A 24245-nucleotide genomic window follows, 5' to 3' on the forward strand; every position below is an offset into this window, starting at 1 on the left:
GGCGTCGCCCGAAGGCCGCGTCATTCCCACGCGTGCTTGCTGAATTGATAACCCTTGCTGCGAATCGTCTTGATCCGCTGCGGGTTGCTCGCGTCGTCGCGCAGCTTGCGGCGCAGCTTCGAGATGCGCCCGTCGATCGTGCGGTCGAGGCCGTCGAACTCGACGCCGCGCAACTGCAGCATCAGGTCGTCGCGGCTGACGACTTCGCCCGCATGGCACACGAGCGCCCACAGCAGGTCGAATTCGGCCGACGTCAGGTCGGGCGTGCTGCCGTCGGGCAGCACGACGGAGCGGTCGGTGCGGTCGATCGAGAACTTGCCGAACGCGTAGCGCTCGGGCTGCGGCGCGCTGCTCTCGGGCACGCGCGCGGGCGCGCGGCGCAGCTGGGCCTTGATCCGCGCGAGCAGGATGCGCGGCTCGACCGGCTTGTGCACGTAGTCGTCCGCGCCGAATTCCAGGCCGAGCAGCTCGTCGAACGGCTCGTCGCGGGCCGTCACCATGATGATCACGCCGTCGTACTGCTTGCGCGCCTCCCGGCAGATTTCGAAGCCGTCCTTGCCCGGCAGGTTCACGTCGAGAATGACGAGATCGGGACGAATGGACAGGATCGCCGGCACCGCGGCGTCACCATGCAGCACAGTATCGACTTCATAGTCGTTCTTGCGCAGGTAGCCGGCGATCAGCGTGGACAGGCGGGTGTCGTCTTCGACGAGCAGGATGCGAAAAGACATGGGCAGCGGTCGGTTCATCGGGGAAGCCGCGGCGGCGCCGGCCGGTGCCGGACGCCGGCCATTGGCCGAAACGTACCGCATGATACTGCGCCAGCCGATTGCCTGTTTAGAGGTCTTGAAAATAAGGGAGCGATATCGGCCGAGCTTGACGAATCGGCGCCGGGACGGTTCCATACGGGCTCGCCTGAATCCGGGCCATGCCCTGCCCGCCTGACTTGATGAATTACCAAACGATCCTCGAACGCATCCACACCGAACTCGCCCCCTGGATTGGCCAGGGACGGGTCGCCGATTACATTCCCGAGCTCGCGAAAGTGCCCGCCGACAAGTTCGGAATGGCCGTCGTCACACTCGACGGAAACGTTTGCACGGTCGGCGACGCGCACGAGCGCTTCTCGATCCAGAGCATCTCGAAGCTGTTTGCGTGCACGCTCGCGTTCCAGCTGCTGGGCGACGACCTGTGGGAACGGGTCGGCCGCGAGCCGTCCGGCAACGCGTTCAACTCGCTGGTCCAGCTCGAGAGCGAGCGCGGCAAGCCGCGCAACCCGTTCATCAATGCGGGGGCGCTGGTCGTCACCGACGTGCTGTGCCGCCGCTTCGTGAAGGCCGAGACGGCGCTCGTCGAATTCGTGCGGCGGTTGATCGGCGCGAACGACATCGACTACGATTCGCGCGTCGCGCAGTCGGAACTGCAGCACGCGGAGCGCAACCGCGCGATGGCGCACTTCATGGCGAGCTTCGGCAACATGCAGATGCCGCCCGACACGGTGATCGACGCGTATTGCCGACAGTGCGCGATCACGATGAACTGTGTCGAGCTGGCAAGCGCCGCGCTGTTTCTCGCGAATGGCGGTGTCGCGCCGGTGACCGGCGAGCGGATCGTGGATTCGAGTTCCGCCAAGCGGCTGTCGGCGTTGATGCTGACCTGTGGCACTTACGATGCGGCGGGGGATTTTGTGTATCGCGTCGGGTTGCCGGCGAAGAGTGGTGTCGGTGGCGGGATCGTTGCGGTGCTGCCTGGGGAGATGGCGGTTTGTGTGTGGGCGCCGGGGCTCGATGCTAATGGGAACTCGTTGGCGGGGACTTTAGCTTTGGAGTGGTTGACGACCTATTCGGGGCGGTCGATTTTTTGAGGTGTCGAAGTCAAGCGTGCCTCATGTGGCGCGACGGCGGCTGGTGAGTTCCGGCACACTCAATGGCGAATTCGTCGTTCGGCAGCGATCGACCCGGAGCGGCCCGCCCCATTCTCGGTCGCCGACAGTCACGTCGGCATTTGCGGAGAAACGTGTGGATTGAGCTCTATGAGCTCACGGGCTAACCTGGCAGTAATCACAACGCCGCAGCCCGGACAAACGCTATCGTCGGTCTGTTCACCGCAACATGGACAAAACCAGCGCCCCACATAGGACCAGGATGGTTGACCGGACGTTCCGCCGGTCCTGAGTGCTTCGAGCTGCGTTCGAACGGAGCGGCTAAAAAGTGCGCCCGTCGATGCACATTGAAGCTCTCCTCCCGCAGCTATGACGAGTTCGGCAGCGCAATAGGGGCAATGCATCAGCGGTGAGGTCGAAGTCATGACTGGATTGCCCACAATCTTGGACGAGACATCAAAGGTCCGCAACTGGTCGATTGCTGACGCCTCAAAGCCCCCGGTTTGGGGTGTCTTTGAGGCGGCGGATCTCATCGTTTGGTGATTCTCGTTTTGGTTACTGGCACGATTCGTCCGCTGACCATACGGCCAGTTCATAACCATCGGGGTCAATAAAGTGGAAGCGCCGGCCGCCAGGGAACGAGAAAGCCTGACGGTTGATGGTGGCGCCCGTCGCCTCGATCCTTCGCTGGATTTCAGCCAGATCATCAGCGTAGAGGATGACTAGCGGGCCGCCTGGCCGGACAGGCTCACCCGTCGTAAATCCGCCTGCGATCCGGCCGTCGTGAAACTCGGTGTACGTCGGGCCGTAATCGGTGAAAGTCCAGCCGAAAACGCTGCCATAGAAAGCCTTGCTTCGTCCAATATCGCCGACATTGAATTCGATGTTATCGATCTGGCGGTCTTTCCCTCGAATGCTCATTAGTACCCGTTCCCTTGGTTGTTTGCCGATAGGCAACTATATGCACCGTAGCCGCCCGTAACAACATGGAATGGTACTGGCGCTGAAATGCCCCTACGAAAATCGCATCGGCAACCACCCCGATTTTCCGGTACAAATCGGGGACGCTGAAATTCCCCGCGAGCTATCGGAGACCCTCGTTCATGACTCGGCAAAACGCACCGGAAATCGCCACAACGGCAACCCGCACGAACCCCGGCGACGCCCCATCCGCCCCGATTCCCGCCATCGTGCCGTCAAGCACCGCGCTGCTCGTCATGCATTACCAGACCGACATCCTCGGCCTCTTCCCGTCGGTCGCGCACGGTTTGCTCGCCAATACGCGCCGGCTCTGCGATGCAGCGCGGGCAAGCGGCATCGGCGTCTGGTTCGCGAACCTCCGGTTCAGCCCCGGCTATCCGGAAGTCAGCCCGCGCAACAAGAACGGCCAGGGCATCAAGCAGCTCGGCCGCTTCATCGACGACGGCCCATGCCCGGAGTTGGGTCGGCAGGCCGACGAGCCGCTGATCGTCGCGCACCGCGCCAGCGTGTTCTTCGGTACCGATCTGCAAGCGCGCCTGGTCGAGCAAGGCGTCGATTCGCTGATCATGGTCGGCATCGCGTCGACGGGCGTGATGCTGTCGTCGATCGCCCACGCGAGCGACGCGGACTTCCGCCTCTACACGGTCAAGGATTGCTGCTACGACCCGGACCCCGTGGTTCACGAGCACCTGTTCGCCACCGCCTTCGAATCGCGCACGACGGTGCTGTCGCTCGAGGACGCGTTGCGGCTGCTCGCGTAAACGCACGCACGCACGCACAAGCGCGAGCGTGACGGGCCAACGTCATCACCCGAGTCGACCTGCAGGTTGACGGCCACCAGGCCCGGCTGCCGTGGTCGAGCGTCCCGCCGAACCCATAATGGGCGACGGCGTGCGCGATGCCGCGCGCGCCGCCCCCTTCGTCGTTACTTCGCGATATACACACCCGACGTCGGGCACGTGCCCTGCGTATTGCCGTCGGTTACGAGCGACGCGGCGCTCGGGAACTGCGCGGTCGCATTGGTCTTCACCGCGATCCACGCTTCGGTGAAATAGCTGACGCCATTCGTCTTCGTGCACTTCAGCGACACCGCGCTGCGCGTGTTGCTGCCGAACGCGCCTTCGAATGCGGACAGCAACTGGTTGCGCGTGACCGTCTTGCCCGAGTTCGCCTGCAGGAACGCGTTGAACGACGTATTGCCGAGCCGGCTGATCATGCCGGACGCCTGGTTCCAGTAAGCATCGGGCGTCGCCGAGTTCGAGCAGGTGCCGTGCTTGAACCATTCGTGCTTGTCGAGGCACGACGCGACGCCCGGCATGTACGTCGACAGCGTGTTGCGGGTCGCGCTGCTGATCGGGTAGGCGTCCATGCTGCACCACTGGTGCGCGTTGTCGAGGTCGATGTCGTTCTGCGGCACGCCGCAGTAGAACGGCTGGTTGCCGTCATAGCGGTTCGGCCACAGGCCATGCAGCGACAGGCTCGTCGCCGCATACGAGCCGGCGAGGTTCGTGCATTCCGGCGTGTCGTGAGACGCACAGAAGCCGGGCTCCCACGATGCGGCGAGCAACAGGTAGTCGTAGCTGGTCTGCGCGGCGGCGTGCAGCGACACGGAAGCAACGGCGAGTGCGGCAGCGGCGCGGGCGAGCGTCTTGAGCATGGCGTGTTTCCTCGGAAAAGGCATGCGGTCGCGGGATGCGCCGCACGGTTGTCGAATGTCCGACCGCGATTGTTGCCGTCGCAACGTGGCACGAATGTGAAGGTGGACGAAAGAACGCGCGGGTCGCCGCCGAGCCGGTTACAACCGGTACCGGTACCAGCGGTTGCCTTCCGCCGCAAGCGACGCCGGCGTACCGTGTCGCCACCCTCATCCCGCAACGGAGCATCGCCATGGTGACCGCGACACGGCTCGGCAAGCCATATTGCGTCGAGATCGGCAACGGGCGCAGCGTCGTGCGCTCGGACACGCGCAAGGACGGCCAGGGCGGCGACGCCGGCATGCGGCCGCACGAACTGCTCGAAAGCGCGCTCGCGGCCTGCGTCTGCATGTCGATCGACCTGGCCGCACGACGCGCGGGCGTGACGCTGCCCGCGTGCACGGCGGACGTCACCGTCGATCGCCTCGACCACGAAACGGGCTTCGACATCGCACTGCGCTTCGCGGCGCCGCTGTCGCGCGCGCAGCAGACACTCGTGCGCGACGCGGTGCGGGCTTCTCCGGTCGCCCGGACGCTCGGCAAGCCGATACGGGTCAGGCCGGCCACGATCGCGAGCGGCTGACCGTCACGGCACGCCGGACACGGCACGATCGAAGCCCGCACGTCGATGGCCACGCGACAAACATCGGTGGCGAACAGGCACTCACGACCCGGTGCCGAGCTGTGTGCACGCGCGGGCGGACGCTTCGGGGCCTTCGAGCGCGAGGATCTGCCACACGCCGATGCTGACGCGCTGGCGCGCCGCCGTCGACGCATCGGCCAGCAACGCCTCGACGCGCGGTGCCGCATCCGGCGCCTGCTGCTTCAACGCTGCGTGATGCCGCGCACGCGATGCCGGTTCGGATTCGTACACGTCGCACAGGCGCACCATGCCGGCGAGACCGGCGACATCGTCGTCCTTGTCGATCGCGCGCGGCTCGACAGGCGCGAGCCCCTTGCGCTCCGCCGCCGGCAGCTTGTTGCGCGCGCCTTCGTCGATCGACGCGGCGGATGCCGGCGGCAGGCCGCCGATCGCCGCGACGATCCGGCTGCCCGCGGCGATCATGTCGCCCTGGCACACGATCTTCTCCGCGGCCGCGACGTTCGAGCAGAACGACACCGAGGTGCGGTACACGTCGTCGCTCATGCGTGGCACTTCGTTCACGCTCGCCTGCGCGAAGCCGGCGCTCGTCAGCGCCAGCGCGGCGGGAATCAGGATGCGGAATGCGCTCGTCTTGTTCATTGTTGTTCGTATCTGTGGGTTCTTGTGGCGGGCAACATCGCCGGGCCGTGCGGTGGCGGCCTCAGCGACGCCGGGCCCTCGTCCGGCGGCACGCGGTCACTTCAACGACGCGGCCTCCGATCCGCCCGGCGACAGCGCCGCGTTGTCCTGCTCGCGCCACGTGCGGCGCGAAGCCATGATCGCCTTCACGGCCGAGCGCGCGACCTTCCACCACGCGAACGGCCGCGGGTCGGCAAGCATGCTGAGCGCGCGCGCATAGTCGAGCGTGAGCCCGGGCGTCCATGCCATCGTCACCGCGCGCTTGCGGATCTGCGCGGCAACCCACAGCTCGGGCGTGAGCAGCAACCGCACGAACGCGCCCCATCCGGCGCGCGCACCCTTCAGCCGCCACACCGCGCCGTCGAGCGCGGCTTCGAGTGCGTTCGACACGGTGCTCGAGCAGTTGCGGTGCGTGAGGTTGTACGTCACGTTCTGCCGGTACGACGACCAGAACGCGTCCAGCTTCGCCGGATCGTAGTTGCGGATCCGCACGCGCACGGTCGACGGGCACCATGCCTTCGACTCGGTCGCGTAGTCGGGCTGGAACAGGCCCGGCACGTCGTTTTCGCGGGTTGCACGCAGGATGCGCGTGAATTCGTCCGGAGAACGATCGATTTCGACGCCCGGATACAGGCTGATATAGATGCCCTCCGGCGATTCCAGCGCCGCGTGCCCGGTCGAGATCACGCCGTTGACGTCCACCGCCGCGATATAGCGGTCGATCACGGGGTAGCGTTGCGCTTCGGCTTTCGACGTACCGGTCGGCGTCCACACGTGCACGGTGAGCGCATGCTCGCCGTCGGCGGGCGGGCCGTCCCATTCGGATTGGGAAAAATGCGGCAGGTCGCGTGCATCGTCGAGGTCCGGCGCGAGTGCCGGCGCCGGCGAGGTCGCGAACGCCGGATTGCGCGTCAGTCGCCGCACGCGTGCGGCGAGGCTCAGCATGTGCATCCCGCCGAATATCAGCAGCAGGCCGAGGCAGTACGGCACGGTGCCCACATAGTGGGTCGGGTACGGCTGGTAGAAGAAGATCGCCAGCAGGATCTCGACGACGCCCCACGCGAAGGCGACGTTCCAGCGGCGATAGCGCACCATCCACGCGGCGGTGCACTGCAGCAGCCCGTCGACGAGGAACAGCGTGCCGAAGATCATCGACAGCAGGAAATGGCCGTGGTGATGCCCCGCGAACACGAGCCCGGCGGCCACCACGACCGCGATCCCCTTCACGTAGCGCAGGACGCGCTGCCCGCCGACGCCGCTGCCGGCCACCGCGAGCGTCGCGAGCCCCTCGATCAGGAACAGCCACGCGAAGATCTGGATCGGAAAATGCAGCGCGCCGTCGAGCGCGTCGACGAAGATCACGACACCCGCGACAACCCACACCCAGCCGAGTGCGGTCAGGCCGCGCCAGCGGGTGCGCAAGTATTCGATGCCCAGCAGCAGTAAGACCAGTCGTACCATCGCGCCCTCTCGTGATTTTTTTGGGACACGCGCTGGCCACGCGGGTCCTGTCGTTTCGACCGCGCATCGAGCGACGCACAGGCCGAAAAGCGGTCATTCATGCCGGCGCGTCATGCCTCGACATGACCGTTGGCGGCCGGTACGCCTCCGCACTGGCCGAATAATAAGATATGGCGGAGGCGGTTGAAAGCGCGACGAAAACGTTGGCGGCGGGTCTGGAGAGCGCAGCATGCCGCTGGACAGGGCCGGATTGCGAGCGCTGCCCAGGCAGATTTCCCGTTCGACAACGCGCGGCGGATACGCCAGAATCCGGCTTCCGAGGGCGCAAGCCACCAAACCGCATCAGACGGGACAATAATCCATGAAAACATCGATCACGCGCCGGCGCTTGCTGGCCGCCGGCATGGCCGCGAGCACCCTCGCGCTGTCGGGCTGCTTCACGCCGAAGCTGTACGAGAACGACGCATACAGCGAATACGTCACGAGCTTCATGATCACGCAGGACGGCAAGAAGCTGGTCGTCCTCGGCACGAACTACCACTACATCTTCGATCTGCCGGCGCAATTGCGGCCGGTGCTGCTGTCCGCCTACCGGAAATCGCTGCACACGACGTTTGCCGACTTTCATGCGCGCGGCGGCAGCATCACCGGCCACTACCGGATCGTGTTGCCAAAGGACGCGCCGGACGACGCCCGGCAAGCCGCGAGCGCCGACGGATTCACTGCCGGGACAGCCGGCCTCGCGCTCGAAGGCGACATCGAAGGCAAGCGCTATTCGACGGAGGGTTTCGCCGCGAAGGACAAGGGCGCCACGCAACCGTTCAACGAGCGGTACTCGGTGTACATCCGGGAATCGCCGTCCGTCGCCGGCATGGGCCTGCGGATCCTCGCCACGCCGATCACGGTGGCCGCCGACGGCCTGCTCGTGCTGGGCGGCATCGTGCTCGTGCCGTTCGCAGCCATCGCGATCGAGGCAAACGGCGGCCTCCGGATCATGTAATGGCACAAGCGTCGCCGCTGTTGCGCCTGTGACGGCAGGCAGCGGCACGCGAGCGCACCCGACGACCGCAACCGGAGCATTGCCATGTCCGCCTCACCGCTACACGCACCACCACTCGGCCCGCAACTCAAGCGCTGGCGAGCGCTGCACCGCGTGAAGCAGAGCCACGCGGCGGAGCTGTTCGGCGTGGCGCAATCGACGATCTCGCGCTGGGAAGCCGGCCTGCAACAGATGTCGCCCGACGAACGCGCGACGGCCGAACGGCTGCTCGCCGCGCGCCTCGATTCCGCGGGCGATCACGCGCTTGCGCGGCTCGTCGCGGGCAGCGCGGGCCGCATGCATCTCGTGTGCGACCTCACGCACCGGCTGCTTGCCTGTTCGCCCGCGCGAGCAGCCGAATTCTCGCAACCGCTGTCGACGCTGCTCGGCACGTCGCTGTGGCGCTATGCGACGCCGGAAATCGTCCGCATGGAAGCCGCGCTCGATACGCTCGGCTGGCATGATCGCGCGGGGCCGCCGAGCGTCGAATTCAACACCGGCGCGAATGCGTCGCGCGTCGTGCCGATCCGCGGCAGCCTGTGCCGGTGGACACGGATGACGTTGTCGGACGGGTCGGCCGCGCGGCTTGTGGAAACGCTGTAATACGACCCCGCGCATATTTCATGCGTGGACGAACCGTGCGTGGCCGCCTTACGCTTGACGGCTCATCGCACGGACACCGACCATGAACCCCGATACGATCCACGCGCGGCTCGCGTTCCTGCGCGAAGCCGAACGCCTGAAGAATGTGCTGCGCAGCGGCCATACGTCGGCCGGGCGCGCGGAAAGCACCGCCGAGCATAGCTGGCGGCTGTGCCTGATGGCACTCGTATTCGCCGATGCGCTGCCCGGCATCGACACGCTGAAGCTGCTGAAGCTGTGCGTCGTCCACGATCTCGGCGAGGCGCTGCACGGCGACATCCCCGCGATCGAGCAGGCCGCGCACCCCGACAAGAGCACGCACGAACGCGACGACCTGCTGACGCTGACCGCGCCGCTCGATCCGGTGCAGCGCGACGAGATCGTCGCACTGTGGGATGAATACGAAGCGGCCGCGTCGCCGGAAGCGCGCGCGGCGAAAGCGTTCGACAAGCTGGAGACGATCCTGCAGCACACCCAGGGCAGCAATCCGCCCGATTTCGACTACGCGTTCAATCTCGACTACGGCCGCCGCTATACCGACGCCGCACCGCTGTTCAGCGCGATCCGCGACATCGTCGACGCCGACACGCAGCGCCGGATCGACGCGGGCGGGCAGCACGCGTAAGCTCGCGGAACCGGGCGCGCGGCACCGCGCACCCTGCCCGCACGAGGCCCTACGCATGACGCAGAACATCTACGACGACCCGGCCTTCTTCGAAGGCTACAGCCGCCTGAACCGCTCGATCCACGGACTCGACGGCGCCCCCGAATGGCCCGCGCTGCGCGCGCTGCTGCCCGACCTGCACGGTCGCCGCGTGCTCGACCTCGGCTGCGGCTACGGCTGGTTCAGCCGCTGGGCCGCCGGCCAGGGCGCGGCATGCGTACTCGGCATCGACGTGTCCGAGCGCATGCTCGAACGTGCGGCATCGAACGCCGCGCATCCGGCAATCACGTACCGTCGCGCCGACCTCGAAACGCTCGCGCTGCCGGATGCCGCGTTCGATCTCGCGTACAGCGCGCTCGCGTTCCATTACATCGCAGACCTCGATACCTTGTTCCGCACGCTCCATCGCGCGCTCGTGCCGGGCGGGCGGCTCGTGTTCTCGATCGAGCATCCGGTCTATACGGCGCCGCGCCGGCCCGGTTTCGTCGTCGACGCGCAGGGCAACCGCTCGTGGCCGCTCGACGGCTATCAGCGCGAAGGCGAACGCGTGACCGACTGGCTCGCGCCGGGCGTCGTCAAGCAGCACCGCACGCTCGGCACGCTCGTGAACCTGCTGATAGGCAGCGGCTTCACGCTCACGCACCTGGACGAATGGGGGCCGACGCAGGAACAGGTCGATGCCCTGCCCGCGCTCGACGAGGAACGCGACCGGCCGATGATGGCCCTCGTCGCCGCACGGCGATAACGCACGCCGCAACACGCGCACGAGCTTTCGCCCGCCGCGCTGACAGATTGCAACAATGTCGCCGCCCGGCCTCCGTTCCTGCACGGCGTCCGTACAATTCAGCACAATTTCCACACGATTTGTCGTGAATTCCTCGCTTACCATGAGCGGCTGATTCGACCCGGCACGGCCGCGCGAGGTGTACGCGGAAGCCCGCGGGCAACCCGCCCGCCAGGCGACGCCGGCCGGATCGTCCCGCCCGGCCGCACGCAACGCCGGCACCGCTTCATCCTCGCCGCACGCTCATGACTCAGAAGACCCATCGCCGCCGGCGCATCGTGCTGGCCACCGTTGCCATCGTCGCGATCGCCACCGGTGTCACGCTGAAGGCGTGCGCACCCGACAAGCATCCGCAATACCTGTCCGCGCCCGTCTCGCGCGGCGACCTCGAAAACGCGGTGCTGGCCACCGGTGCGCTGCAGGCATTCAGGCAGGTCGACGTCGGCGCGCAAGTCTCGGGGCAGTTGAAGTCGCTGAAGGTCAAGCTCGGCGACAAAGTCACGAAGGGCCAGTGGCTCGCCGAGATCGACCCCGTGCTCTCGGAAAACGCGCTGCGGCAGGCACGCGCCAGCGAAGAAAGCCTGCGCGCGCAGCAGCAATCGACCGCCGCGCAACTCACGCAGGCGGAACTCGCGTTCCGGCGCCAGCAGGCCATGCTGCCCGACGACGCGACGTCGCGCGAGTCGTTCGAAGCCGCGCGCGCGACGCTCGACGTACAGCGCGCGACGCTCGCGTCGCTCGCCGCGCAGATCCGCTCGGCCCGCATCCAGATCGAGACCGCGCAGGCCAACCTCGGCTACACGCGCATCGTCGCGCCGATCGACGGCCAGGTCGTCGCGATCGTCACGCAGGAAGGCCAGACGGTGATCGCGCAACAGCAGGCGCCGGTGATCCTGAAGCTCGCGGATCTCGACACGATGACCGTGAAGGCGCAGGTGTCGGAAGCCGACGTGATCCGCGTGAACGCCGGCCAGACCGCGTATTTCACGATCCTGGGCGAACCGGACAGGCGCCACTACGGCAAGCTCCGCGCGATCGAGCCGGCGCCGCAGAACTACGCCGAGACGCAAAGCGCACTCGGCGGCGGCGCGGGCGGCGGCGCGAAACCGAATTCGGCAGTGTTCTACAACGCGTTGTTCGAGGTGCCGAATCCCGAGCACCGGCTGCGCATCTCGATGACCGCGCAGGTCAACATCGTGCTCGGCAACGCGCGCAACGCGCTCAGCATTCCGGCCGCCGCGCTCGGCGAGAAGCGCAAGGACGGCACCTACGCGGTGCGCGTGCTGCGCGCCGACGGCAGCACGGAAACGCGCAACGTCCGCATCGGCATCAACAACAACGTGCGCGTCGAAGTGCTGGCCGGCCTGAAGGACGGCGAACGCGTCGTGATCGGCGAGGCGTCCGCAGACGACCACGCGCCGCTGGCGGACGTGGTGTGACGATGAGCCAGCCCCTGCTGAAACTCTCCGCCGTCACACGACGCTTTCCGGCCGGCGACAAGGACGTCGTCGTGCTGAACAACGTCAACCTGTCGATCCACGCGGGCGAGATCGTCGCGATCGTCGGCGCGTCGGGCTCCGGGAAGTCGACGCTGATGAACATCCTCGGCTGCCTCGACCACCCGAGCGAAGGCACCTACACGGTCGGCGGTCGCGACACGCACATGCTCGACAGCGACGAGCTCGCCCAACTGCGCCGCGAGCACTTCGGCTTCGTGTTCCAGCGCTATCACCTGCTGCCGCACGTCGATGCCGCCGCGAACCTCGAAATGCCCGCGATCTATGCCGGCACGCCGCGCGCGGAGCGGCACGCGCGCGCACGCGAGCTGCTCGCGCGCCTCGGGCTCGCGGATCGCGCGCACCATCGCCCCGGGCAACTGTCCGGCGGCCAGCAGCAGCGCGTGAGCATCGCGCGCGCGCTGATGAACGGCGGCCAGGTGATCCTCGCCGACGAACCGACCGGCGCGCTCGACACGAAAAGCGGCCAGGACGTGATCCGCATCCTGCACGAGCTGAACGCGCTCGGCCATACGATCGTCATCGTCACGCACGACAAGGCCGTCGCGCGCCATGCGCGGCGCATCATCGAGATCAGCGACGGCGCGATCGTCGCCGACCGGCCGAACCGCCACCATGCGGAAGCCCTCGCGGAAGCAGCCGCGGGCGCGGATGCGGCGGAAGCGAGCGAAGCGGCCACCGGCACACCATCCGCCCGCGATCGTCGCGACATGCCGTCGCCGCCCGCGGCAGTCGCCCCCGATCCGCAGGCCGATGCCGCCCCCCGCGCGCGCCGCTTCGCGGCCGGCTCCGGGCGCTTCGCCGAGGCCTGCCGGATGGCGTGGATCGCACTCGTGTCGCACCGGCTGCGCACGCTGCTGACGATGCTCGGCATCATCATCGGCATCACGTCGGTCGTGTCGATCGTCGCGATCGGCGAAGGCGCGAAGCGCTACATGCTCGACGAGATCGGCAGCATCGGCACGAACACGATCAACATCTACCCGGGCACCGACTGGGGCGACAGCCGCGCCGATGCGATCCAGACGCTCGTGCCCGCCGATGTCGCCGCGCTCGCCGAGCAGCCGTACGTCGACAGCGCGACGCCCGAAACGTCGCGCACGCTGCTGCTGCGCTACCGCAATGTCGACGTGAACGCGCTCGTGAGCGGCGTCGGCGACCGCTTCTTCCAGGCGCGCGGGATGCGCTTCGCGCTCGGTGTCGCATTCGACGAGGACGCGGTGCGCCGCCAGGTGCAGGTGGCCGTGATCGACCAGAACACGCGCCGCAAGCTGTTCGGCGCGACGCGCAACCCGATCGGCGAAGTGATCCTGGTCGACAACGTGCCGTGCGTCGTGATCGGCGTGACGGCGGACAAGAAAAGCGCGTTCGGCAGCATGAAGAGCCTGAACGTGTGGGTGCCGTACACGACCGCGAGCGGGCGTCTCTTCGGGCAGCGTTATCTCGACAGCATCACCGTGCGCGTGCGCGACGGGCAGCCGAGCGCCGCCGCCGAAAAGAGCCTCGAAACGCTGATGAAGCAGCGCCACGGCCGCAAGGACTTCTTCACGTACAACATGGACAGCGTCGTGAAGACCGTCGAGAAGACCGGCCAGTCGCTGACGCTGCTGCTGTCGCTGATCGCCGTGATCTCGCTCGTCGTCGGCGGAATCGGCGTGATGAACATCATGCTGGTGTCGGTGACCGAGCGCACGCGCGAAATCGGCATCCGGATGGCGGTCGGCGCGCGCCAGTCCGACATCCTGCAGCAGTTTCTCGTCGAGGCCGTGCTGGTCTGCCTGCTCGGCGGCACGATCGGCATCGCGCTGTCGTTCGGGCTCGGCGCGCTGTTCTCGATGTTCGTCGCGCAGTGGAAGATGGTGTTCTCGGCCGGCGCGATCGTGACCGCGTTCGTCTGCTCGACGCTCACCGGTGTGATATTCGGCTTCATGCCCGCGCGCAACGCATCGCGGCTCGATCCGATCGATGCGCTCGCGCGCGACTGACGCAAGGCCCGCCATGACGCATTCCTCACCGCTTCAGCGCCTCGGCGCATTCGCATGCGCGGCCGCGCTGCTCGCCGGCTGCGCGGGCGCGCGCCATGATCCGCTGCCCGCCGTCGCGATGCCCGCGAACTGGTCGGCGCCGGTTTCCGCCGACGCACCGGCCACGACGCGCGACTGGTGGCGCAGCTTCGGCGATCCGCAACTCGACGCGCTGATCGACGACGCGCTGCGCGCCAACAACGACCTCGCGATCGCGGCGATCCGCGTGTACCGCGCGCAACTGCAGGCCGGGCTCGCGAATACGAACCTGACGCCCAACGTGACGCTCGGGGCGAACGGTGCCGTGTCGCGCACGCTCGATACGCACCAGATGCGCCGGTCGAGCAACGCGAACGCTTCGCTCAGCTATGAAATCGACCTGTGGGGCCGGCTGGCCGCGCTGCGCGACGCCGCGCGCTGGGAAGCCGACGCGACGGCCGCCGATCTCGAAGCCGCGCGGCTGTCGCTGATCGGCACGACCGCGTCGCTGTACTGGCGGATCGGCTTTCTGAACCGGCAGATCGCGCTCGGCGACGCGAACATCGCGTATGCGGTCCGCACGCTCGCGGTCGTCCGGTCACGGCACACGGCCGGCGCCGTGTCGGGGCTCGACCTTGCGCAGGCCGAACAAAGCCTCGCCACGCAACGCGCCGCGCAGACACGCCTGATCCAGCAGCGTACCGAGAACCGTCACGCCCTCGCGATCCTGTTCGACCGGCCACCGCAGCAACGTGCGGCCGAACCGCCGGCGCTGCCGGACGCGCCGCCGCCGGAAGTGGCGGCCGGCCTGCCGGCCAGCCTGCTCGGCCGGCGCCCCGACTTGCGCGCGGCGGAATTCAGGCTGCGCGAATCGCTCGCGCAGGTCGACGCGACACGTACCAGCTTCTACCCGACCTTCACGCTGACCGGCGCGGCCGGCACGTCGAGCACGAGCCTCGAGCGCGTGCTCGCGAATCCGGTCGGCACGCTCGGGCTCGGCCTGGCCCTGCCGTTCATCCAGTGGAACACGATGCAGCTGCAGATCAAGGTGTCGAAGACGCAGTACGAGGAGGCCGTCGTCGGGTTCCGGCAGAAGCTCTACACGGCACTCGCGGAAGTCGAGAACGCGCTGTCGGCGCGCGTCCAGCTCGAACGCGAGGCCGAACAGCGCGCGCTGTCGCTGGCGCAGGCGCAGCGCGCCGAGCGGCTTGCCGCCGCGCAATTCGCGGCCGGCGCGACCGCCGTGCAACCGTGGCTCGACCAGCAGCAGCGGCTGCGCGATGCGCAAAGCGCCGACGAACAGACGCGGCTGGACCGGCTCAACAACCAGATGACGCTGTACCGCGCGCTCGGCGGCGGGATGTCCTGACCGGCCCGCGCACCGGGCCGGTCGCCCCCGCCCCGCCGGCCATGCGCGGCGTCATTCGCACACGGCCGCCCCGCGCCGCGCCGGCGCGAACGCCACCGCACTCGCCGTCGCGAGCATGGCCACGCCGGCCGCGCCGTACACCATCACCCAGCCGAACCCGTGCACGAGCGCCGCATGCAACACCGCGCCGGTCGGGTCGGCCTGCGCGAGCGCCGGTGCGATCGCGTGCAGCCCGTCGGTTCGCCCGGAAGCAATCTCCTGCGCGAGCCGGCGCAGCGCCCCGTCGCCGATCGTGCCCGCGACACCGCCCTTCAGGCTCGCGACGATCCCCGCGACCAGCACGAAGCCCATGGCCGCGATATTCAGTGCGAGCGAGATCATCCGCGCGCTCATGTCGATGCCCGACGCCATCCCGGCCCGCGCGCTCGGCACCGCGCCCGTCGTCGTGTTGGTCACCGGCGTGTTCGTGAGCCCGAGCCCGATGCCGGCGATCACGCAGCCGGGCAGCATCGTCACCCAGCTTGCGTGGTCGGCCGCGCTGCCGATCCGCATCAGCGCAAATCCGGCGGCAATCGTGAACAAGCCGCCCGGGATCACGACGCCCGGCCCGTAGCGCAGCGCGAGCCGCTCGCCGAACGGCGGCGCGACCAGCGTCGGCAGCGTGTACGCGAGCAACGCGAGGCCGGCCGTCACGCTGTCGTAGCCGAGCGCGACCTGGAACCAGATCGGCAGGTAGATCATGAACGGCCAGAAGCTGAAGTTCATCCCCATCGAGCCGAAGATCGCGCCGGTGAACGCGCGGATCCGGAACACCGAGAAGTCGAACATCGGCCGCGCGCTCGCGCGTTCCGCGAGGAAGAAGCCGGCCATCGCCAGCACGGTCGCGCCGAGCACGCCGAGACCGGCGGCGCTCGTCAGCCCGAGTTCCGCGCTTTGGGTGATGTAGAAGGCCAGGCCGAGCACCGCGAGCGACAGCGTGACGATGCCCGCCACGTCGAGGCTGCCCGCGTGCGGATCGCGCGACTCCTGCACCGCGCCGCCGATCAGCGCGAGCGCGACGGCCGCGAGCGGCGCATGGACGAGGAACACCCACGGCCAGCTCGCCAGCGCGACGATCGCGCCGCCGACGATCGGCCCGAAACCGAGCCCGATGCCGAACACGATCCCCCAGATCCCGAACGCGCGGCCGCGCTCGCGGCCCTCGCGGAACTGGTGCGACAGCACCGCAATCTGGCAGATCAGCATCGCGCCGCCGCTCGCGCCCTGCAGCAGCCGGCCCGCGACGAGCACCGGCACGTTCGGTGCGAGCCCGCACAGCAGCGACGTCGCGCCGAACAGCACGGTGCCGGTCACGTACACGCGCTTGCGGCCGAAGCGGTCGGCGAGCGTGCCGGCCGCCATCAGCACGGTCGTACACGCGATCGTGTACGCGTTCATGATCCACTGCATGCCGTTGAAATCGCCATGCAGCACGTGTTCGAGCGTCGGCAGGATCACCGGCACGCTCGAGATTTCGAGGCCGAACATCAGCGACGTGAGACAGACGGCCGCGAGCGCGACCGCATTCCTGCGGGAGTCGGATAGCGTCATGCGTATTGCGCGGCGGCCCGGCAACGGGCCGCGCGCCTCCAGATGAGAAGGATGGGTCGCGCGCGGCCGGCAACGCACGCTGAACCGGAATCGGTACTATAGTGAGAATTCCAATCCCCATTGACGCAGGCATTTCTCCAGACTGGGGAAGCACAGGACTCAATCACCCCTCCCTCCGATGACCGACAGACTCGACGGCGTGACGACCTTCGTCCAGGTAGTGGAATCGGGCAGCTTCGCGCTCGCGGCGGAGCGGCTCGACATGACGCGTTCGGCCGTCGGCAAGGCGGTCGCGCGGCTCGAGAAGCGGCTCGGTGCGCGGCTGCTGCAGCGCACGACGCGCAGCCAGAGCCTGACCGACGACGGCCAGGCGTACTACGACCGCTGCGTGCGCGCGCTGGCGGAACTGGAAGCGGCGGAGGCCGACCTCGACTGCGGCCGCAACGAGCCGCGCGGGAAGCTCCGCCTGAGCGTGCCGCTCGCGTTCGGGCACCACTGCGTGACGCCCGTCGTGCTCGATCTCGCACGCACCTACCCGGATCTGCGGATCGACGTGTCGATCACCGACCGTTTCGTCGATCTCGTCGAGGAAGGCATCGACCTCGCGGTGCGGATCGGCACGCTCGCGGACAGCACGAGCCTCGCGGTGCGGCGGCTCGGCACGCAATACGGGAGCCTCGGCGCGGCGCCGTCGTATCTCGCCCGCCACGGGATGCCGAAGACGCTCGACGACCTGAAGCATCACCGGACGATCGCGTATTCACGCTCGGGCGTGGTTCAACCGTGGGACTTGCGCGCGCCGGACGGCTCGACGGTACGTATCGACATGCCGCACCAGCTCAGTTTCGACGACGTGCAGGCGATCGCGGCGGCCGGCGCATCGGGGTTCGGGATCGCCTGGCTGCCGAGCTGGCTGCTCGATCACTACGTGAAGCGCGGCGAGATGACGGTCGTGCTCGACCGCTGCTTCGTCTGCGAAGGCGACATCCACGCGATCTGGCCGAAGACGCGCTACCTGCCGCGCAAGACGCGCTGCGTGATCGACGCGTTCGCGCAGGCGATTCCGCCGATGATCGAGCGGTGAGATGCAACGCGCGCCGCGCGGCAGCGTTTGTCCGCGCGGCGTGCCGGCTACGCGCTCACGCCTCGCCGAGATCGGCGAGCGGATGCGCGAACAGCTTCCACGGCGACGTGAGGAAATGCCGCACGCGTTCGGCGCGCAGCTCGACGAGCGACGCCGGCGCCCAGCGCGGCTTGCGATCCTTGTCGACGAGATGCGCGCGCACGCCTTCGCAGAAGTCGCCTTCCTCGATCGCGCGCGCGACGATGCCGAGCTCCATCCGGAACGATTCGGCGAGCGTCATCTGGCGGCCGCGCAGCAGCGCCTCGCGCGTCACGTACAGCATCGTCGGCGAATGGCCCGTGAGCGCATCGAGCGTCGCCTGCAGCCATTGACGGTGCTCGCGCGACAGTTCCTCGCGCGCGAGATCCTGCGTCAGCGTCGCGACGATCCGCTCGACGGTCGAGCGCTTGTCGAAGTGACGCACGATCCACGGCATCTGCCCGTCGAGCGCCGCATGCGGCACCACGTTGCACGGCGGCTCGAACACCTTGCGCAGCAGCGGCAACGCATCGCCTTCCCACTTGACGCTTTCGATGCGCGTCTCGAACGTGTCGAGCCACGCGGACGGCACGCACAGATCCGCGAGCTTCGCGGTCAGCGCGTCGGCACCGGACAGCATCGCGCCGGTCAGCCCGACGTACAGCTCGAGTTCCGCCGGCATGCGCGACAGGAAATGCGTCGCGCCGACATCGGGCACGAGGCCGATGCGCGTTTCCGGCATCGCGACCTTGCTGCGCTCGGTCGCGACGCGCAACGCGGCGCCCTGCGCCAGGCCCATGCCGCCGCCCATCGTCACGCCGTCCATCAGCGCGACCACCGGCTTCGGGAACGTATGGATCGTGTAGTCGAGCCGGTATTCGTCGACGAAGAACGGCAGCCAGGTTTCGCGCTGCGCGACCATCCTGTATAGCGCGCGCACGTCGCCGCCCGCGCAGAAGCCCTTCTCGCCCGCCCCGCGCAGCACGACCGCGACGATCTGGTCGTCGTGGCGGCAGCGTTCGAGCATCGCGGCCAGCTCGCCGATCATCGCGTACGACAGCGCGTTGAGCGCGGCCGGCCGGTTCAGCGTGATCAGCGCCACGCGATTCACCACGCGGAACAGCACCTCGGGGGCATGCTCCGCGAACGCGTCGTGATTCGTGACCGGCGTGCTCATCGTTGCCCCTCCCCGTCGGTGTGCCACTGCGGCGCGCGCTTGCCGAGGAACGCGGCCACGCCTTCGCGCGGATCGCTGGTATCGAACAGGTCGACGAAGCGTTCGCGCTCGACCGCAAGCGCCGCGCCGCGCGGCACGCCGCGGCGCGCGAGGCCGATCAGCTCCTTGCTGTACGCGACCGCGTGCGGGCTCTGCCGCGCGACGTTGCGCGCCAGCGCCAGCGCCGCATCGCGCGAGGCGCCCGACTCCACGACGTCCTCGACGAGGCCGATGCGCAGCGCGGTGGCCGCGTCGACACGCGCGCCGGTCAGGATGATCTTCTTCGCCCAGCCTTCACCGACGAGCCAGGGCAGCGTCTGCGTGCCGAGCCCGCACGGCAGCAGGCCGACCGACGGCTCGGGCAGCGCCATCTGCGCATGGGTCTCGGCGATCCGCAGGTCGCACGCGAGCGCACATTCGAGGCCGCCGCCCATCGCGTAGCCGTTGATCGCCGCGATCGTCACGACACGCGCGTCGTGCAGCGCCTCGAACGCCGCGCCGAAGCGCGACGCCATCGCGCGCGCGACCGCGCGGTCGCCGTCGGCGAAGGTGTTGAGGTCGGCGCCCGCGCTGAAGAACTTCGGCCCGTCGCCCGTGATTACCAGCGCGCGCACGCGCGGGTTCGCATTCAGTTCGGCGACGGTGTCCTGCAGTTGCCGCAGCCCGTCGGCGGTAAAGGCGTTCGCGGGTGGACGCTTGAGCGTCGCGCACGCGATCGCGCCGTCGTCGACGTAGTCCAGTTCGATCATGACGCGTCCTTCTTGCTGGCCGGTTGGTACAGGCGGATCACCGCCGAGAAATCGAGCTGGCCGTCGCCACGGCTGCTCATCGTCTGGTACAGCTGCTGCGCGAGCGCGCCGAGATAGACGGGCTGGCGCGCCTGCTTCGCGGCGTCGTTCGCGAGGCCGAGGTCCTTCAGCATCAGGTCGGTGCCGAAGCCGCCCGAGTAACCGCGCGACGACGGCGCGGTCTCGATCACGCCCGGATACGGGTTGTAGGTGTCCGAGCTCCAGCAGCGGCCCGTCGACGTGTTGACGATGCCGGCCAGCACCTTCGGGTCGATGCCGAGCGCGACGCCGAGCGACATCGCCTCCGACACCGCCGCCATCGAGATGCCGAGCACGAGGTTGTTGCAGACCTTCGCGACCTGCCCCATGCCCGTCGCACCGCAGTGAACGATGTTCTTGCCCATGCCCGCGAGGACGGGCTTCACGCGCTCGAAATCCGCGTCGCTGCCGCCGACCATGAAGGTCAGCGTGCCGGCCGCCGCGCCGCCGGTGCCGCCCGACACGGGCGCATCGACGAACGCGCCGCCGTGCTCGCGCACGAGCGCGCCGAACGCCTGTGCGCTCGCCGGGTCGATCGTGCTCGAATCGATCACGGTCGCGCCCGCGCCGAGTCCGGCGAGCACGCCGTTCTCGCCGGACAGCACCGAGCGCACGTGCGGCGCGGCCGGCAGCATCGTGATGACGAACGTCGCGCCCGAGGCGGCATCGCGCGGCGACGCGGCCACCTGTGCGCCGGCATCCTGCAGTGCGCGCAAGGCGTCGGCGCTCAGGTCGAACGCGTGCACTTCGTGGCCGGCTTTCAGCAGGTTCAGCGCCATCGGCGCGCCCATGTGGCCGAGGCCGATAAATCCGATTTTCATGTTGTCCTCCACGGCTCAATGCAGCCGGATCGTCGTATTCACCGGGCCGGCCGTCGTGTCGTCGTCGAACCAGCGCGCGGTGACCGTCTTGGTCTGCGTGTAGAACTGCACGACCTGCTTGCCGTACGGGCCGAGATCGCCGAGCTTCGAGCCGCGTGAGCCCGTGAAGCTGAAGAACGGCACGGGCACCGGGATCGGGATGTTGATGCCGACCTGGCCGATGTCGATCTCGCTCTGGAACTTGCGCGCGGCCGCGCCGCTCTGCGTGAACAGGCCCACGCCGTTGCCGAACGGGTTCGCGTTGACGAGCGCGATCGCGTCGTCGAGCGAGTCGGCTTCGAGCACGACGAGCACCGGGCCGAAGATTTCGTGCGTGTAGATCGACATGTCGGTCTTCACGCCCGAGAAGATCGTCGGGCCGATGAAGTTGCCGCTTTCGTAGCCGGCCACCTTCACGTCGCGACCGTCGAGTTCGAGCTTCGCGCCTTCGTTCACGCCCGCTTCGATCAGCGACAAGATGCGCGCCTTCGCGACCTTCGACACGACCGGGCCGACGTCAGTGCCGGCTTCCGCGCCCGCATTCACCTTCAACAGCTTCGCCTTCGCGACGAGATCGGGCAGCCAGTCGCGCGCTTCGCCAACCAGCACCGCGACCGACGTCGCCATGCAGCGCTGCCCCGCCGCGCCGAAGCCGGCGCCGACGAGCGCATTGATCGTCTGCTCGCGGTTCGCATCGGGCAACACCACCGCATGGTTCTTCGCGCCCATCATCGACTGCACGCGCTTGCCGTGCGCGCTGCCGAGGTTGTACACGTGCGTGCCGACGGTCGTCGAACCGACGAACGAGATCGCCTTCACGAGCGGATGCGTGCAGATCGCGTCGACGACTTCCTTGCCGCCGTGCACGACGTTCAGCACCCCTTTCGGTACGCCGGCCTCGATGGCGAGCTCGACGAGCTCCATCGTCGACATCGGGTCCTGCTCGGACGGCTTCAGCACGAACGTGTTGCCGCAGACGATCGCCATCGGGAACATCCACAGCGGAATCATCGCGGGGAAGTTGAACGGCGTGATGCCCGCGCACACGCCGAGCGGCTGGCGCAGCGTATAGGTATCGACGCCGCCCGCGACGTTCTCCGCGAATTCGCCGAGCTGCAGCGAACCGATCGAGCACGCGTGCTCGACCACTTCGAGGCCGCGGAAGATGTCGCCTTCGGCATCGGGAATCGTCTTGCCCTGCTCGGCCGTCAGCGTCTTCGCGATGCGCTGCTGGTTCGTGCGCACCAGATCCTGGAACTTCAGCATGATGCGCATGCGCGCGGCGATCGGCGTGTTCTTCCACGTCGCATACGCGGCGTGCGCGGCCTGCACGGCCGCGTCGACTTCCGCGACGGTCGCGAACGGCACGCGCGCGAGCACCTGCTGCGTCGCCGGGTTGACGATGTCGCGCCACTCTTTCGTGGCGGACTCGACGAAAGCGCCGTCGATCAGCAGCTTGACCGTCGGCACGTCTTGCCCCGTCCGGGGCGTCGGATTCGCGTTCATCGATCCCTTCTCCTTGCAGAGGGCCGCGAAGCGCGATATCGCCGCGCGGCCAGTTCAATTCGGCTGCGGGCGGCGGCCGCGACAGGCGGCGCGCGGCCCGCGGTCACGTCATTTCAGTTCGGCAGCAAAATCTTCTTCCCAGTATTCGCCGGGCATGCGCGCGCTCGCGTCGTCGCCGCGCTCGATCTCGCGGCGGCGCAGCTCGACGCGGCGGATCTTCCCCGAGATCGTCTTCGGCAGCTCGGCGAACTGCAGGCGGCGGATGCGCTTGTACGGCGCGAGCTTCTCGCGCGAGAAACGGAAGATCTCCAGCGCGAGCGCGGGGCTTTCCTCGTAGCCCTGCCGCAGCGTGATGAAGGTCTTCGGCACCGACAGCCGCACGGGGTCGGGGCTCGGCACGACGGCCGCTTCCGCGATCGCCGGATGCTCGATCAGCACGCTTTCCAGTTCGAACGGGCTCAGCCGGTAGTCGGACGACTTGAACACGTCGTCCGCGCGGCCGATGTAGACGTAATAACCGTCGTCGCCGCGCATCGCGATGTCCGACGTGCGGTAGTGGCCGTCGCGCATCGCGTAGGCGGTTGCATCGGGGTTGTTCGCATAGCCTTTCATCAGGCCCACCGGGCGCGCGACGTCGGCGCCGATCGGCAGCGCGACCTCGCCTTCGGTCACGGGCGCGCCGTCCGGGTCGAGCAGCGTAATGCGGTAGCCGGGCAGCGGCCGGCCCATCGAGCCCGCGACCACCGGCTGGCCCGGCGAGTTGCCGATCAGGCAGGTCGTCTCGGTCTGGCCGTAGCCGTCGCGAATCGCGATGCCCCACGCCTTCTTCACGCGCTCGATGATCTCGGGATTCAGCGGCTCGCCCGCGCCGACGATCTCGCGCAGCTTCACGTCGAACGACGCGAGCGGCTGCTGCACGAGCATGCGCCATACGGTCGGCGGCGCGCACAGCGTCGTCACCTGGTATTTGACGAGCGCATCGAGCACCACCTTCGGCTCGAAGCGCGCGTAGTTGAATGCGAACACGCAGGCCTGTGCGTTCCACGGCGCGAAGAAGCAGCTCCACGCGTGCTTCGCCCAGCCCGGCGAGCTGATGTTCCAGTGGATGTCGCCCGGTTGCAGGCCGACCCAGTACATCGTCGACAGGTGCCCGACCGGATAGGTGCGGTGCGTATGCTCGACGAGTTTCGGCTTCGACGTCGTGCCCGACGTGAAGTAGAGCAGCATCGGATCGTTCGCATGCGTGACGGCGTCCGGCTCGAATTCGGCGCTCGCCGCATAACCGTCGTTCATCGCGAGCCAGCCCGCGCGCGGTGCGCCGGCTACGATCTTCTGCGCGAGGCCGAGGTCGGGCTGGTCGAATTTCGCTGTTTCGTTCTCGTCGACGATCGCGTATTTCGCGCCGCCGATCTGCACGCGGTCGCGCACGTCGTCGGGCGACAGTTGCGTGGTGGCGGGCAGGACGATCGCGCCCAGCTTCATCGCGGCGAGCATCGCGTCCCACAGCTCGACACGGTTCGGCAGCATCAGCAGGATGCGGTCGCCGCGCACGACGCCGATCGAGCGCAGCCAGTTCGCGATCCGCGACGAACGCTCGGACATCTGCGCGAACGAATACGGATCGCCCGTTCCGGTGGCCGCGTCGACGATCCACAGCGCGGGCTGGTCGTTGCCGCGCGCCATCGGGTCGAAGTAGTCGAGCGCCCAATTGAACGCGTCGAGCACCGGCCATTCGAAATCGCGGTATGCGGTTTCGTAGTCGGTGCGATGGCGCAGCAGAAAGTCGCGTGCGTTCAGGAATGCCTGTACCGTCATCGTTTTGTCTC

Annotated in this window: 22 protein-coding genes; 11 read left to right on the forward strand and 11 right to left on the reverse strand. The window is 68.1% G+C overall.

Going from position 1 to position 24245, the window contains the following annotated elements:
- Positions 1-20 precede the first annotated feature (20 nt).
- Positions 21-731 carry a response regulator gene (locus tag ABIC51_RS19135; RefSeq protein ID WP_060222264.1) on the reverse strand — a complete coding sequence of 237 codons (711 nt, stop codon included), beginning with the start codon at positions 729-731 and terminating at the stop codon, positions 21-23.
- A 218-nt stretch (positions 732-949) separates the two neighbouring features.
- On the opposite strand from ABIC51_RS19135, the gene ABIC51_RS19140 reads away from it, so the two are divergent.
- Positions 950-1864 (forward strand): glutaminase, encoded by a 915-nt coding sequence (locus tag ABIC51_RS19140; protein WP_027789597.1) that lies wholly within the window; start codon positions 950-952, stop codon positions 1862-1864.
- A gap of 573 nt (positions 1865-2437) precedes the next feature.
- Here ABIC51_RS19140 and ABIC51_RS19145 read toward each other — a convergent pair.
- Positions 2438-2803, reverse strand: coding sequence for a VOC family protein (locus tag ABIC51_RS19145; protein ID WP_060086232.1), 366 nt, complete (start codon positions 2801-2803; stop codon positions 2438-2440).
- A gap of 182 nt (positions 2804-2985) precedes the next feature.
- On the opposite strand from ABIC51_RS19145, the gene ABIC51_RS19150 reads away from it, so the two are divergent.
- Positions 2986-3624, forward strand: a complete 639-nt coding sequence (locus ABIC51_RS19150) for a cysteine hydrolase family protein (RefSeq protein ID WP_175862171.1) — start codon at positions 2986-2988, stop codon at positions 3622-3624.
- Positions 3625-3788: 164 nt separating this feature from the next.
- Here the strand turns inward: ABIC51_RS19150 and ABIC51_RS19155 are convergent, their stop codons facing one another.
- Positions 3789-4520: a ribonuclease T2 gene (locus ABIC51_RS19155; protein WP_060086230.1), complete on the reverse strand. Its 732-nt coding sequence runs from the start codon at positions 4518-4520 to the stop codon at positions 3789-3791.
- A gap of 230 nt (positions 4521-4750) precedes the next feature.
- Between ABIC51_RS19155 and ABIC51_RS19160 the strand changes: the two genes are divergently transcribed.
- Positions 4751-5140 (forward strand): OsmC family protein, encoded by a 390-nt coding sequence (locus ABIC51_RS19160; protein ID WP_124533152.1) that lies wholly within the window; start codon positions 4751-4753, stop codon positions 5138-5140.
- Positions 5141-5221: 81 nt separating this feature from the next.
- On the opposite strand, the gene ABIC51_RS19165 is transcribed toward ABIC51_RS19160, so the two are convergent.
- Together ABIC51_RS19165 and ABIC51_RS19170 are read right to left on the reverse strand one after the other, a co-directional pair.
- Complete coding sequence (locus ABIC51_RS19165) at positions 5222-5800, reverse strand: hypothetical protein (RefSeq protein ID WP_027789601.1); 579 nt, start codon at positions 5798-5800, stop codon at positions 5222-5224.
- A gap of 96 nt (positions 5801-5896) precedes the next feature.
- Positions 5897-7300 carry an HdeD family acid-resistance protein gene (locus tag ABIC51_RS19170; protein ID WP_060198020.1) on the reverse strand — a complete coding sequence of 468 codons (1404 nt, stop codon included), beginning with the start codon at positions 7298-7300 and terminating at the stop codon, positions 5897-5899.
- Positions 7301-7661: 361 nt separating this feature from the next.
- Here ABIC51_RS19170 and ABIC51_RS19175 point away from each other — a divergent pair, with 361 nt between their 5' ends.
- From ABIC51_RS19175 to ABIC51_RS19205, 7 genes are all read left to right on the forward strand, one after another.
- Positions 7662-8300 carry a hypothetical protein gene (locus ABIC51_RS19175; RefSeq protein ID WP_146254697.1) on the forward strand — a complete coding sequence of 213 codons (639 nt, stop codon included), beginning with the start codon at positions 7662-7664 and terminating at the stop codon, positions 8298-8300.
- Positions 8301-8384: 84 nt separating this feature from the next.
- Positions 8385-8942: a helix-turn-helix domain-containing protein gene (locus tag ABIC51_RS19180; RefSeq protein WP_226128030.1), complete on the forward strand. Its 558-nt coding sequence runs from the start codon at positions 8385-8387 to the stop codon at positions 8940-8942.
- An 82-nt stretch (positions 8943-9024) separates the two neighbouring features.
- On the forward strand, positions 9025-9606 hold the full coding sequence (locus tag ABIC51_RS19185) for an HD domain-containing protein (RefSeq protein ID WP_226128032.1): 582 nt from the start codon (positions 9025-9027) through the stop codon (positions 9604-9606).
- A gap of 55 nt (positions 9607-9661) precedes the next feature.
- Positions 9662-10390 (forward strand): class I SAM-dependent methyltransferase, encoded by a 729-nt coding sequence (locus ABIC51_RS19190; RefSeq protein WP_226128034.1) that lies wholly within the window; start codon positions 9662-9664, stop codon positions 10388-10390.
- A 284-nt stretch (positions 10391-10674) separates the two neighbouring features.
- Positions 10675-11868, forward strand: a complete 1194-nt coding sequence (macA, locus tag ABIC51_RS19195; RefSeq protein WP_027789607.1) for a macrolide transporter subunit MacA — start codon at positions 10675-10677, stop codon at positions 11866-11868.
- 2 nt (positions 11869-11870) lie between these two features.
- Positions 11871-13931, forward strand: a complete 2061-nt coding sequence (locus ABIC51_RS19200; RefSeq protein ID WP_027789608.1) for a MacB family efflux pump subunit — start codon at positions 11871-11873, stop codon at positions 13929-13931.
- 13 nt (positions 13932-13944) lie between these two features.
- Positions 13945-15318, forward strand: a complete 1374-nt coding sequence (locus ABIC51_RS19205; RefSeq protein ID WP_059698284.1) for an efflux transporter outer membrane subunit — start codon at positions 13945-13947, stop codon at positions 15316-15318.
- A 51-nt stretch (positions 15319-15369) separates the two neighbouring features.
- Here the strand turns inward: ABIC51_RS19205 and ABIC51_RS19210 are convergent, their stop codons facing one another.
- Positions 15370-16908: an MFS transporter gene (locus tag ABIC51_RS19210; protein ID WP_175897648.1), complete on the reverse strand. Its 1539-nt coding sequence runs from the start codon at positions 16906-16908 to the stop codon at positions 15370-15372.
- Positions 16909-17086: 178 nt separating this feature from the next.
- Here ABIC51_RS19210 and ABIC51_RS19215 point away from each other — a divergent pair, with 178 nt between their 5' ends.
- Complete coding sequence (locus tag ABIC51_RS19215; RefSeq protein WP_027789611.1) at positions 17087-17992, forward strand: LysR family transcriptional regulator; 906 nt, start codon at positions 17087-17089, stop codon at positions 17990-17992.
- Between the two features lie 55 nt (positions 17993-18047).
- On the opposite strand, the gene ABIC51_RS19220 is transcribed toward ABIC51_RS19215, so the two are convergent.
- The 5 genes from ABIC51_RS19220 to ABIC51_RS19240 all read right to left on the reverse strand — a co-directional run bounded on the left by ABIC51_RS19220 (position 18048) and on the right by ABIC51_RS19240 (position 24234).
- Positions 18048-19187 carry an enoyl-CoA hydratase/isomerase family protein gene (locus tag ABIC51_RS19220; RefSeq protein WP_175854304.1) on the reverse strand — a complete coding sequence of 380 codons (1140 nt, stop codon included), beginning with the start codon at positions 19185-19187 and terminating at the stop codon, positions 18048-18050.
- Positions 19184-19975 carry an enoyl-CoA hydratase gene (locus ABIC51_RS19225; RefSeq protein WP_027789613.1) on the reverse strand — a complete coding sequence of 264 codons (792 nt, stop codon included), beginning with the start codon at positions 19973-19975 and terminating at the stop codon, positions 19184-19186. Before ABIC51_RS19225 ends, ABIC51_RS19220 begins: the two co-directional genes overlap by 4 nt.
- Positions 19972-20874 (reverse strand): 3-hydroxyisobutyrate dehydrogenase, encoded by a 903-nt coding sequence (gene mmsB, locus ABIC51_RS19230; RefSeq protein WP_027789614.1) that lies wholly within the window; start codon positions 20872-20874, stop codon positions 19972-19974. Before mmsB ends, ABIC51_RS19225 begins: the two co-directional genes overlap by 4 nt.
- Before the next feature lie 15 nt (positions 20875-20889).
- Positions 20890-22419: a CoA-acylating methylmalonate-semialdehyde dehydrogenase gene (locus tag ABIC51_RS19235; protein WP_175897649.1), complete on the reverse strand. Its 1530-nt coding sequence runs from the start codon at positions 22417-22419 to the stop codon at positions 20890-20892.
- A 108-nt stretch (positions 22420-22527) separates the two neighbouring features.
- Positions 22528-24234, reverse strand: a complete 1707-nt coding sequence (locus tag ABIC51_RS19240; RefSeq protein WP_146254689.1) for an AMP-binding protein — start codon at positions 24232-24234, stop codon at positions 22528-22530.
- Positions 24235-24245 lie beyond the last annotated feature (11 nt).

Origin of the sequence: Burkholderia sp. 572 (assembly GCF_040545135.1) — a bacterium.
In the GTDB taxonomy this organism is placed as follows: Bacteria; Pseudomonadota; Gammaproteobacteria; order Burkholderiales; family Burkholderiaceae; genus Burkholderia; species Burkholderia cepacia.